At 72.8% G+C, this 11,065-nt stretch carries 11 protein-coding genes; 5 read left to right on the top strand and 6 right to left on the bottom strand.

Annotated features, from left to right (window positions below):
• The coding region (locus ACFE60_RS14050) for a DEAD/DEAH box helicase (RefSeq protein ID WP_375389489.1) at positions 1 to 1,867 on the bottom strand (1,867 nt) is incomplete at its 3' end.
• A gap of 68 nt (positions 1,868 to 1,935) precedes the next feature.
• On the opposite strand from ACFE60_RS14050, the gene ACFE60_RS14045 reads away from it, so the two are divergent.
• The gene (locus ACFE60_RS14045) at positions 1,936 to 2,535 is read left to right on the top strand and encodes a hypothetical protein (protein WP_375389488.1); all 600 of its coding nucleotides are present in this window, start codon (positions 1,936 to 1,938) and stop codon (positions 2,533 to 2,535) included.
• 33 nt (positions 2,536 to 2,568) lie between these two features.
• Here ACFE60_RS14045 and ACFE60_RS14040 read toward each other — a convergent pair whose 3' ends face one another.
• Complete coding sequence (locus ACFE60_RS14040; RefSeq protein WP_375389487.1) at positions 2,569 to 3,198, bottom strand: alpha/beta hydrolase; 630 nt, start codon at positions 3,196 to 3,198, stop codon at positions 2,569 to 2,571.
• A gap of 47 nt (positions 3,199 to 3,245) precedes the next feature.
• On the opposite strand from ACFE60_RS14040, the gene ACFE60_RS14035 reads away from it, so the two are divergent.
• Both ACFE60_RS14035 and ACFE60_RS14030 read left to right on the top strand, forming a co-directional pair.
• Positions 3,246 to 3,788: an NUDIX hydrolase family protein gene (locus tag ACFE60_RS14035; protein WP_375389486.1), complete on the top strand. Its 543-nt coding sequence runs from the start codon at positions 3,246 to 3,248 to the stop codon at positions 3,786 to 3,788.
• A 91-nt stretch (positions 3,789 to 3,879) separates the two neighbouring features.
• Positions 3,880 to 4,248 (top strand): hypothetical protein, encoded by a 369-nt coding sequence (locus tag ACFE60_RS14030; protein WP_375389485.1) that lies wholly within the window; start codon positions 3,880 to 3,882, stop codon positions 4,246 to 4,248.
• Positions 4,249 to 4,363: 115 nt separating this feature from the next.
• On the opposite strand, the gene ACFE60_RS14025 is transcribed toward ACFE60_RS14030, so the two are convergent.
• Both ACFE60_RS14025 and ACFE60_RS14020 read right to left on the bottom strand, forming a co-directional pair.
• Positions 4,364 to 4,873 carry a hypothetical protein gene (locus tag ACFE60_RS14025; protein ID WP_375389484.1) on the bottom strand — a complete coding sequence of 170 codons (510 nt, stop codon included), beginning with the start codon at positions 4,871 to 4,873 and terminating at the stop codon, positions 4,364 to 4,366.
• A 5-nt stretch (positions 4,874 to 4,878) separates the two neighbouring features.
• Entirely contained in the window at positions 4,879 to 5,796 is a 918-nt protein-coding gene (locus tag ACFE60_RS14020) for a phosphotransferase (protein ID WP_375389483.1), read from the bottom strand.
• 79 nt (positions 5,797 to 5,875) lie between these two features.
• Between ACFE60_RS14020 and ACFE60_RS14015 the strand changes: the two genes are divergently transcribed.
• Positions 5,876 to 6,178, top strand: a complete 303-nt coding sequence (locus ACFE60_RS14015; protein WP_375389482.1) for a DUF427 domain-containing protein — start codon at positions 5,876 to 5,878, stop codon at positions 6,176 to 6,178.
• A 78-nt stretch (positions 6,179 to 6,256) separates the two neighbouring features.
• On the opposite strand, the gene ACFE60_RS14010 is transcribed toward ACFE60_RS14015, so the two are convergent.
• Together ACFE60_RS14010 and ACFE60_RS14005 are read right to left on the bottom strand one after the other, a co-directional pair.
• Positions 6,257 to 6,718, bottom strand: coding sequence for a SprT-like domain-containing protein (locus ACFE60_RS14010; protein WP_375389481.1), 462 nt, complete (start codon positions 6,716 to 6,718; stop codon positions 6,257 to 6,259).
• Between the two features lie 48 nt (positions 6,719 to 6,766).
• Entirely contained in the window at positions 6,767 to 7,615 is an 849-nt protein-coding gene (locus ACFE60_RS14005; RefSeq protein ID WP_375389480.1) for a spermidine synthase, read from the bottom strand.
• 344 nt (positions 7,616 to 7,959) lie between these two features.
• Here ACFE60_RS14005 and rpoB point away from each other — a divergent pair.
• On the top strand, positions 7,960 to 11,065 hold a 3,106-nt coding region (rpoB, locus tag ACFE60_RS14000; protein WP_375389479.1), incomplete at its 3' end, for a DNA-directed RNA polymerase subunit beta.

The raw sequence follows: 11,065 nt of genomic DNA, 5'->3' as shown, positions 1-11,065 counted from the left end.
CGGGCAGCACCAGCACGCGGTCGTGGGTGATCTCCTGGATGCGCCAGCTGGTCGCGCCGAGGCTGAAGACGTCGCCGACGCGCGACTCGTAGACCATCTCCTCGTCGAGCTCGCCGACGCGGTTGCCGCCGCCCTCGTTGCCGCTGACCAGGAAGACGCCGAACAGGCCGCGGTCGGGGATCGTGCCGCCGGAGGTGACGGCGAGCCGCTGCGCGCCCGGCCGGCCGGTGATGGTGCCGGCGTCGCGGTCCCAGACGATGCGCGGCCGCAGCTCCGCGAACTCGTCGGAGGGGTAGCGGCCGGCGAGCAGGTCGAGCACGGCCTCGTAGGCGGAGCGGGGCAGCGCGGCGAACGGGGCGGACCGCCGCACGGTGTCGAACCACGCCTCCACCTCGAGCTGCTCGAGCGCGCAGGCCGCGACGGTCTGCTGCGCCAGCACGTCGAGCGGGTTCGCGGGCACCCGCAGCGCCTCGATCTCGCCCCGCAGCATGCGGTCGGTGGTGACGGCGGCGTGGATCAGGTCCGCCTGATGCACCGGGAACACGACGCCGGTGCTGATCTCGCCGACCTGGTGCCCGGCGCGGCCGACCCGCTGCAGCCCGCTCGCGACGGACGGCGGCGCGCCGACCTGCACGACCAGGTCGACGGCGCCCATGTCGATCCCCAGCTCGAGGCTCGACGTCGCGACGACGCAGCGCAGCCGCCCGGACTTCAGGTCGTCCTCGATCAGACCGCGCTGCTCCTTCGAGACCGAGCCGTGGTGGGCTCGGGCGAGGACCTCGGTGGCGCCGCGCGTCGATCCGGAGCTCGCCATGATCGCGGCGGGAGCCGGGGTGCCCCGACCGGCGAGCGACGAGACCAGCTCCGCCTCCTGCGCGGACTCCCGCGCCTCCACCCGCTCCTGGTACTCCTCGTTGAGCCTGGCGGTGAGCCGCTCCGCCTGGCGGCGCGAGTTCGTGAACACGATCGACGACCGGTGCTCGAGCACGAGGTCCGTGATGGTCGACTCCACGTACGGCCAGATCGAGCCGGTGCGCTGCGGCATCGGGTCGTCGGGGTCGAACACGTCCTGCGCCGCGGACCCCTCGCTCGGCCCGTCGTCGCCCGCCTTCGGCCACCCGCTGCCCAGATCGGGGTCGGCCATGTCCTCGACCGGCACCACGACGGTGAGGTCGAAGGTCTTCTGCGCCTTCGGGGCGACGACGGTCACGGGGGACCGGCCGCCGAGGAAGCGCGCGACCTCCTCCACCGGCTTCACGGTCGCCGACAGCCCGATGCGCTGGGCGGGGCGCTCGAGCATCGCGTCGAGCCGCTCGAGCGACAGCGCGAGGTGCGAGCCGCGCTTCGTCGCCGCGACCGCGTGCACCTCGTCGACGATCACCGTGTCGACCGAGGCGAGGGTCTCGCGCGCCGCCGAGGTCAGCATCAGGAACAGGGACTCGGGCGTGGTGATCAGGATCTCGGGCGGATCGCTCGAGAGCGAGCGGCGCTCGGCCTGGCTCGTGTCGCCGGAGCGCACGCCGACCCGGATGCGGGGCGGCGCCTGACCGAGCCGCTTCGCGGTCTGCGTCACCCCGACGAGCGGGCTGCGCAGGTTCCGCTCGACGTCGACGCCGAGCGCCTTCAGCGGGGAGATGTAGAGGACCCGCGTGCCGGAGGGGGCATCGGCCGGCCGGTCCGCCAGCCGGTCGATGGCCCACAGGAACGACGCGAGGGTCTTGCCGGATCCGGTCGGCGCGACGACGAGGGCGTGCTGCCCCTTCGCGATCGCCTTCCACGCCCCCTCCTGCGCTGCGGTGGGGGCGCGGAAGGCGCCGACGAACCACTCGCGGGTCGCGGCACCGAACGCATCGAGCACGGAAGACATGGTCGAAGGATCATGCCCCCTGCCACCGACAGCGCCGCGCGCACGCGATGCTGGTCCCAGGGGGTCGGATGCAGCAGCTCGGCACGGCGTGGCCGCGCGTGGCGGTGGTCCTGCTCGTCGCGTGGGTCGTGTCCGGACCAGCCGCCTACTTCGTCGTGCTGCTCTCACTCGGCGTCGGGCGGCTGCCGATCGCGCTCGCGATGGTGGTCTGGGCGCTCGCCTCGATCGCCGTGACCGTCGTCCTCCGCCTCCGCGTGGCCCCGGCCGAGCCGGAGGCGGACGCCGCGAGGGCCGGGTTCCGCACGTTCCCCCAGCGGGCGGCGCTCGCGGCGAACGGTGCGCTGCTGGTCGGCGGCCTGGTGCTGGTGCTCGTCATGGTGGTCGGCCGGGTCGACTACTCGCTGCGCTTCGGGGCCGCGCCGGGCCTGATCGCGGGGGTCGTCGGCGGCTTCCTGCTGCTCGCGGCCGTCGCGCCCGCCGCGGTGGTCAACGCGCTGTGGACGTTCAGCCGGCGGACGGCGGCGGTCGAGCGCGCCGTGCTCGACGACCGGCTGGAGGGGGACCGCCCCGCGATCGTGCGCGCCCGGGTCGTCGCCGTCGTCGCCTGGGCCGCCTACGGCTCGCTGGCGGTGCTGCTCGCCGTCGCGGCGGGCACCGGGGTGATCTGACTCCGGGGTGATCCGACTCCGGGGTGATCCGACTCAGACGAGGAACGCCGCGACGTCCCCCAGCTCCTCCGGCGTGATCCCGTGCGCGAGACCCGCGTAGACGCGCACGACGGCCTCGGCGTTGGCGTCGAGCCACGCCGCCGTCCTGGCCACCGCGTCCGGCGGGATCACCTGGTCGGCGTCGCCGCGCCCCCAGAACACGGCCGGGCGGCTCTCGGCGAGCCCGGCGTCGCCGGGGGAGGGGGACGCCGACACGAACCCGGCCAGCACGACCACGCGGTCGAACCGGTCCGGCTCCGCCCGCAGCAGCTCGAGCGCCAGGGCCCCGCCCTGCGAGAAGCCGAGCAGCCGCACCGCCGACGGCGTCCCGGCCGTCTCGACGATCGCGTCGAGCGTCGCCAGCACGGCCTGCACGGAGGGGGCGAGCCCGGCGCCCGCCGGCACCGAGGCCGGGGGCCCGTCGACCCAGGAGGCGCCCGCGCCGACCGCGGCCGGGCCGCGCAGGGACACGACGGCGTCGTCCCCGCGCAGCACCTCCCCGACCGGCAGCAGGTCGTGCTCGTCGGCGCCGTAGCCGTGCAGCAGCACCAGCAGCCGGCGTCCTTCGAGCCGTCCGATCGGGGCCGCCGCGACCGCGCGCAGCAGGTTCGACGGTCCGGGCACCCCGGCATCCTGCCCCGCCGTTCCGACGCGCCGGGTAGAAAGGGGGGATGAGCAGCGTGCGCACCCCCGACCCGAACCCCGGATGGCTGGGCGAGGACGAGCTCGCGAACATCCGCAGACGCCTGCCCCTGCTGTACGTGGAGGCCGTCCCTGTGCGCACCGACGGGATGGGCCGGGTCACCGAGGTGGGCCTGCTGCTGCGGGTGGGCGCGAGCGGCACGATCGCGCGCACCATCGTCTCCGGCCGGGTCATGCTCGGCGAGACGCTGCGCGACGCGCTGTTCCGCCACCTGGAGAAGGACCTCGGCCCGATGGCGTTCCCGCAGCTGCCGGCGAGCCCGCTGCCGTTCCAGGTCGCGGAGTACTTCCCGACCCCGAGTCCCAGCCAGTTCACGGACGAGCGGCAGCACGCCGTCGCGCTCGCGTACGTCGTGCCGGTCACGGGTACCTGCGACCCGCGGCAGGACGCGCTCGAGCTGACCTGGATGACGCCCGAGGAGGCCGCGTCCGCCTCCGTGGCGCAGGAGATGGAGGGGGGCCGCGGCGCGATCGTCCGCGCCGCGCTCGCCTCCGTCGGCCGCCTGGTCTGAGCCGCTCCCGATCCGGACCGACGCCCCGCGTTCGGGGCGGCGCAGCGGTTCGGAGGGGAGGTCGCCCGGCCCGCGGCTACGGTCTCTCCCCGTGCCGACGCTCGCCGCTGCCGCCCCGCCCGCGTTCACGATCACGCTGGGCTCCGCGCTGCTGATCGTCGGGGCGGTGCTCGCCGTCGTCGACTCCGCCGTGCGGTTCCGCAAGCCGGGCGGCAACGCCCTGCTCGCGATCCTCGCCCTGGTCGCGGGGCTGCTGCTGTTCGTCGCCGCGTTCGGCCCGGTGCAGCAGTTCGTCTCGACGTCGATCCCGACGCTGTGGCTCGCCGTCGCGACGGCGCTCCTGCTCATCATCCAGCTGCTCGTGAAGGCCGCCCGCCGGTCCGGGCTGCTGCCGCTCACGATCCTCGCCGCGCTGGTGACCGCGGCCGCCGCGGTGGTGACCTACTTCAAGGTCGGCTGACGCCTCGTTCGCGGATCCGGATTCCTTTCGCGGATCCGGACTCGCTGCACGACACGCCGCCTCCGGGGCGCGCGCCGCGGCGTGTCGCCGAATCCATCCGGATCCGCGAAAGCAGTCAGGCGGCCTCGGGGGTCACGCGCTCCTCGTCGAAGCCCCCCGCGAGCTGCTTGAGGCGCAGGCCGCGCCACTGCCACAGCGGCCAGAGGCCGGCCCACAGCCCCGGCGTCAGCGGCCCGGCATCGAACTCGAGCCGGTCCCGGTACAGCGTCGCCGCCGGGTCGTCCGGGTGCGGCGCGACCGCCATCCGGTGGTACCAGGAGCGGATCAGCCCCGGCAGGCCGTCGACCCCGTGGCCGTCGTCGCGCACGATCCGCACGCCCTCGTGGGTCGTCGTGTCCAGCGAGATCGAGATGTCCTGCTCGCCGAACGGCACGAAGCCGGCCGCGAGCAGGCGCACGGGGTGATCGCCCGGCTCCCACCGGGCGGGGAACCCGCCGTCCTCGATGGAGGCGTACCCGAGCCACGGCCCGGCGACCTCCCGCATCACGGTGGGCGACTGCAGCGCCCGCCACGCCGCCTCCGGCCGGCACTCGAGCCGCTCCTTGAGCATCACCACCATGCGCATGGTCGTCAGTATCCCCGGCGGCGCTCCAGAAGCCACGACAGCACCGTCGCGCCCTGGGCCGCCTGGTAGTCGCGGATGCCCGCGAGCCCGGGCGGCTCGGGCCGCCGCGCGGAGTCGAGGAAGTAGGCGCCGAGCACCGACAGCCACGCGTCCACGTCCTCGGCGGGCACGTCGCGCAGCACGGGGTGCCGCATCGCGCCGTCGATCGAGCCGCCCAGGTGCCGCACGTCCAGCAGGTACGTGACCGCGTCCAGCCAGCGCGCGCCGACGACGGCCGACGGCCAGTCGATCAGCCGACCGCCGCCGACCGGGTCGACCAGGGCGTTGTCGACGCGCAGGTCGCCGTGCACGACCGAGTCGCCGCGCAGGGCGTGCGGCATCCGGGCCGCGAGCGCCTCCAGGTGCGGCAGGTGCTCGCGCACCTCGTCCGGCAGCGGCACGCCGTCCTCGCGCAGGCGGCGCCAGCCGTGGGCCGCGTCCGCCAGCTCGTCCTCGATGCGGCGCAGCGGACCGCCCGCGGGCGCGACCGGCAGCCCGCCCACCGCGTCGAGCAGCAGCCGGGTGTCGGACGGCGCGAGCGGATCGGGGTGCCGCCCGTCGACCGCCTCGACCACGAGACCGAACCAGGGCCGCGCGTCGACCACGCCGAGCAGCCGAGGCGCCGGGCCTCCGGCGAGGAGGCGCAGCACCTCCACCTCGCGCCGGTGCATGGCGACCGTCTCCAGGTTCACGCGGGCGTCGGCGGTCTTCACGAACGCCCGGCGCCCGCCTGCGGTGGTGACGAGGTCCGCGGAGCCCGGCGACCAGCCGCCCGCCCGGCTCTCGCTGGACGTCACCCGTGAGCCGAGCGCGCGCTCGACCGCGCCGCGGACCGCCGCGGGCAGCTCCGGCCACGTCGGGCGCGCGCGCACTCGCAGGGTCACGGAGGCGAGTCCACCACGTCCGGCGGGAACAGATCGGCCCTCGGCGCACTTGGCCCGGGTACGGACCGAAGGAGGACCCATGAAGGCAGTGGTCGGCGACACCGTGATCGCGGAGGCCCCGAAGGAGGACCTGATCTCGATCGAGGGGAACTGGTACTTCCCGCCGTCGAGCGTGCAGGACGGCCTGCTCGAGAAGAGCCCCACCCCCTACACCTGCCCCTGGAAGGGCGAGTGCCAGTACTTCACCGTCGCGGTGGACGGGCAGCGGCTGCAGGACCGCGCGTGGAGCTACCCGACCCCGTACGAGAGCGGCATCGAGCGCGTGGGCAAGGACTTCAGCGACTACGTCGCGTTCTGGAAGGAGGTCCGGGTCACCGAGTGACCAGGATCCCACCCCTGACGGGGCCGTCCGTGACCGATCTGCCGGTGCGCACCGGCGGATCTGTCACGAAGAGCCCCGTCAGGCCTCCAGCGGCGCGGCGCGGCGCCACGTGATCAGTGCGGCGCGGCTGAACCGTCGCGAGCACAGGCCGCACGACGTGTCGTTCGCGGGACGGCGGAAGCGGCGGTGCTCGTGCCCGGCCGGGCAGGTGCCGAACCACGTGGCGCGGTCCTCAGCGATCGGCCGGTCGTGCAGGCGGGAGCCGGAGTAGCCGATGCCGGCCGCGACCGACCGCCACCGCGGTCCGTGCGCGGCCCGATGGCCGGCCAGCGCGTGGGCGACCTCGTGCAGCAGCACCTGCCGCACCTCGTCCGCCTCCGCCCGCTGCACCAGATGCCGCGAGACCGTGATGCGCCTCGTGGAGTGGTGGCAGGCCCCCGCGCGGCGGACCGCCCGGTCGAAGGCGAAGGTCCAGCCCCTGCCGGGCAGGTGGGCGTCGAGCAGCGCCTCCGCCATCCTGGTCACCTCACGAGCGAGCACGCGGGGAGGCTAGAGCGTCCCCGCGACAGCGGTCCGCCGCACCCCGGATCAGCGGCTGAAGACGCCGCGGCCGGGGTCGGGGGAGGGGGAGGCGGTCGCGTCGGTGACGACGGCGGCGCCCCGGATCAGCGTCGTCAGCTCGTCGCCGGTGACCGCCCGCGCGGGGTGCGGCCCTGCCGCGACCAGCCGGGGGAGCCACCCCAGCATTCCCTCGTCGCGCGTGGCGACGAGGACGAGGTTCCCGAACCGGCGCCCCTTCATCACCTGGGCCTCGGCGACGACGGCCACGTGGGGGAGCACCGCCGCCATCGTCGCCATCTGCCCGCGGGCGAACGCCAGCCCGGCGCCGTCCGCGACGTTCACGGCCAGCACGCCCCGGTCGCTCAGCAGCCCGGCGGCGAGCCGGTAGAACTCGACGGTCGTGCAGGGCGCGGGGATCGTCGCGCCCGCGAACACGTCGACCACGACCAGGTCGGCGGCCCCCTGCAGACCGGCGGGCAGCCGGCCGGCCACCTCCCGCGCGTCGCCGTACCGGAGGCGGATGGAGGCGCCCCGCGGCAGCGGCAGGCGCTCCCGGACCAGGTCGACCAGCTCGGGCTCGAGCTCGACGACCTGCTGGCGCGAGCCCGGCCGGGTCCACTCGACGTAGCGCGGGATCGTCAGCGCGCCCGCACCGAAGTGGACGGCCGTGATCGCCTCGCGCGGCTCGCCGATCAGGTCGACGACGTGCCCGATCCGCTCGACGTACTCGAACGCGAGATCGGTCGGGTCCGCGAGGTTGACGCTGGACTGGGGCGTGCCGTCGACCACCAGCTCGACCCGAGCGGCGTTCCAGCGGTCCGGCTCGAGGCTCGCGACCTGCCCGCCGGACAGCATCACGGAATCGGACCTCGCCACGCGACGACCCTAGGTCCACCGTGCTCCGCGGCGGCCAGCAGGTCGGAAACCGGACCGAAGGTTATAGCGGACGATCGCGCGCAGGGTCAAGCACCGCGCTGGACAAGTCCTCCGAAAGCGGCTACTCTGAATCTTCGCGCTCGTCGATGGCCCATGTCTGTGGGCAGATGGTCGACATCACCTCTCCGCCCTCATATTGCGGTCGGCGGTCAGGCGTGCCCCTGCTCGGCAGACGGTACGCCATGGAGGGAGCGCACGGCACGCGCCACACGTCCTCTTGCTCGACTCGACAGGAATCGGGACCGCACCCGTTCAGCGCGGTCTCGCCGAAAGGTCACATCTCCTTGGTTTCCGCGCCTGACGCCATCACTCCGATCACCGGTCGAGGGGCGTCCCGCCTCTCCTTCGCCAAGATCACCGACACCCTGACGGTCCCCGACCTGCTGGCCCTCCAGACGGAGAGCTTCGACTGGCTCGTGGGCTCCGACGCCTGGCGCACCCGCGTCGAGGAGGCGCAGGCCGCCGGTCGCACCGATCTGCCCGCCCAGAGCGGCCTCGAGGAGATCTTCGAGGAGATCTCCCCGATCGAGGACCTCTCCGAGACGATGCAGCTCTCCTTCACCAACCCGTTCCTGGAGGAGAAGAAGTACACGCTCGAGGAGTGCAAGGAGCGCGGCAAGACCTACGCCGCCCCGCTGTACGTCGAGGCCGAGTTCATGAACCACCTCACCGGTGAGATCAAGACCCAGACGGTCTTCATGGGCGACTTCCCGCTGATGACCGACAAGGGCACGTTCATCATCAACGGCACCGAGCGCGTCGTCGTGTCGCAGCTGGTCCGCTCGCCGGGCGTCTACTTCGAGCGCCAGCAGGAGAAGACCTCCGACAAGGACGTCTACTCCGCGCGCATCATCCCGAGCCGCGGCGCGTGGCTCGAGTTCGAGATCGACAAGCGCGACCAGGTCGGCGTGCGCATCGACCGCAAGCGCAAGCAGTCCGTCACGGTGTTCCTGAAGGCCCTCGGCCTGACGAGCGAGGAGATCCTCGAGCACTTCTCCGGGTTCGCGTCCATCGAGCTGACGCTCGAGAAGGACAACATCCTGACGAAGGAGGAGGCGCTCAAGGACATCTACCGCAAGCTGCGCCCCGGCGAGCAGGTCGCCGCGGAGGCCGCGCGAGCGCTGCTCGACAACTTCTACTTCAACCCGAAGCGCTACGACCTCGCGAAGGTCGGCCGCTACAAGATCGACCGCAAGCTCGGCATCGACGCGCCCCTCACGGACAGCGTGCTCACCGTCGACGACATCATCGCGACGATCAAGTACCTGGTCGCCCTCCACGACACGTCGGCTCCTGCCGTCAAGCAGGTCGGCGAGAAGATCTGGGCGCTCGAGGGCACCCGCGACGGCAAGGGCGTCGACGTGCGCCTCGACGTGGACGACATCGACCACTTCGGCAACCGCCGCATCCGCGCCGTCGGCGAGCTGATCCAGAACCAGGTCCGCACCGGCCTGTCCCGCATGGAGCGCGTCGTCCGCGAGCGCATGACCACGCAGGACATCGAGGCGATCACGCCGCAGACCCTGATCAACGTGCGCCCCGTCGTGGCGGCGATCAAGGAGTTCTTCGGCACCTCGCAGCTGTCGCAGTTCATGGACCAGAACAACCCGCTGGCCGGCCTGACGCACAAGCGGCGTCTGTCCGCGCTGGGCCCCGGCGGTCTGTCCCGCGAGCGCGCCGGCGTCGAGGTGCGCGACGTGCACCCCAGCCACTACGGCCGCATGTGCCCGATCGAGACCCCTGAGGGCCCGAACATCGGCCTGATCGGCTCGCTCGCGTCCTTCGCTCGCATCAACTCCTTCGGGTTCATCGAGACCCCCTACCGCCGGGTGGAGGACGGGGTCGTCACCGACGACATCCACTACCTCACGGCGTCGGAGGAGGACGAGTACCTCGTCGCCCAGGCCAACGCCCCGCTGAACACCGACTTCTCCTTCGCGGAGGAGCAGGTGCTGGTCCGCCCGAAGGGCGGCGAGGTGGAGCTGGTCGCCAAGGGCCGGGTCGACTACATGGACGTCTCGCCGCGCCAGATGGTGTCGGTCGCGACCTCCCTGATCCCCTTCCTCGAGCACGACGACGCGAACCGCGCGCTCATGGGCGCGAACATGCAGCGCCAGGCCGTGCCGCTGCTGCGCTCGGAGAGCCCGGTCGTCGGCACCGGCATGGAGGGCTACGCCGCCATCGACGCGGGCGACGTCGTCACCGCGAACGGTGCGGGCGTGGTCGCCGAGGTCGCCGCGGACTACGTCACGGTGCAGCTGGACGAGGGCGGCACGGAGACGTACTACCTGCGGAAGTTCGACCGCTCCAACCAGGGTACGTCGTACAACCACCGCGTGGTCGTCGACGCCGGCGCGCGCGTCGAGGTCGGGCAGGTCCTCGCGGACGGCCCGGCGACGGAGAACGGCGAGCTCGCGCTCGGCAAGAACCTGCTCGTCGCGTTCATGCCGTGGGAGGGCCACAACTACGAGGACGCGATCATCCTCAGCCAGAACCTGGTGAAGGACGACGTCCTCTCCTCGATCCACATCGAGGAGTACGAGGTCGACGCCCGCGACACCAAGCTCGGCAAGGAGGAGATCACCCGTGATCTCCCGAACGTCGCGCCGGACCTGCTGGCCGATCTCGACGAGCGCGGCATCATCCGCGTCGGCGCCGAGGTCAGCCCCGGCGACATCCTCGTCGGCAAGGTCACGCCGAAGGGCGAGACCGAGCTCAGCGCCGAGGAGCGCCTGCTGCGCGCGATCTTCAACGAGAAGAGCCGCGAGGTGCGCGACACCTCGCTGAAGGTTCCGCACGGCGAAGAGGGCACGGTCATCGCCGTCAAGGAGTTCTCGGCCGAGAACGAGGACGAGCTGGGCTCCGGAGTGAACCAGCGCGTGGTCGTCTACATCGCCCAGAAGCGCAAGATCACCGAGGGCGACAAGCTGGCGGGCCGCCACGGCAACAAGGGCGTCATCGCCAAGATCCTGCCGGTGGAGGACATGCCGTTCCTCGAGGACGGCACCCCCGTCGACGTGGTCCTGAACCCGCTCGGCATCCCGGGCCGCATGAACTTCGGCCAGGTGCTCGAGACGCACCTGGGCTGGGTCGCCAAGCAGGGCTGGGAGGTCGCCGGCAACCCGTCCTGGGCCAAGCGGCTGCCCAAGGCGGCACACAGCGCGCCGGCCGGTTCCAAGCTCGCCACCCCCGTGTTCGACGGGGCGCTGGAGGAGGAGATCGCGGGTCTGCTCGACTCCACCACGCTCAACCGTGACGGCGAGCGCCTGATCGACTCCACCGGCAAGACGCGGCTGTTCGACGGCCGCAGCGGCGAGCCGTTCCCCGACCCGATCAGCGTCGGCTACATGTACATCCTGAAGCTGCACCACCTGGTGGACGACAAGATCC

Origin of the sequence: uncultured Amnibacterium sp., from assembly GCF_964245895.1 — a bacterium.
GTDB lineage: Bacteria > Actinomycetota > Actinomycetes > Actinomycetales > Microbacteriaceae > Amnibacterium.
This window is presented reverse-complemented; position numbering and strand designations above follow the sequence as displayed.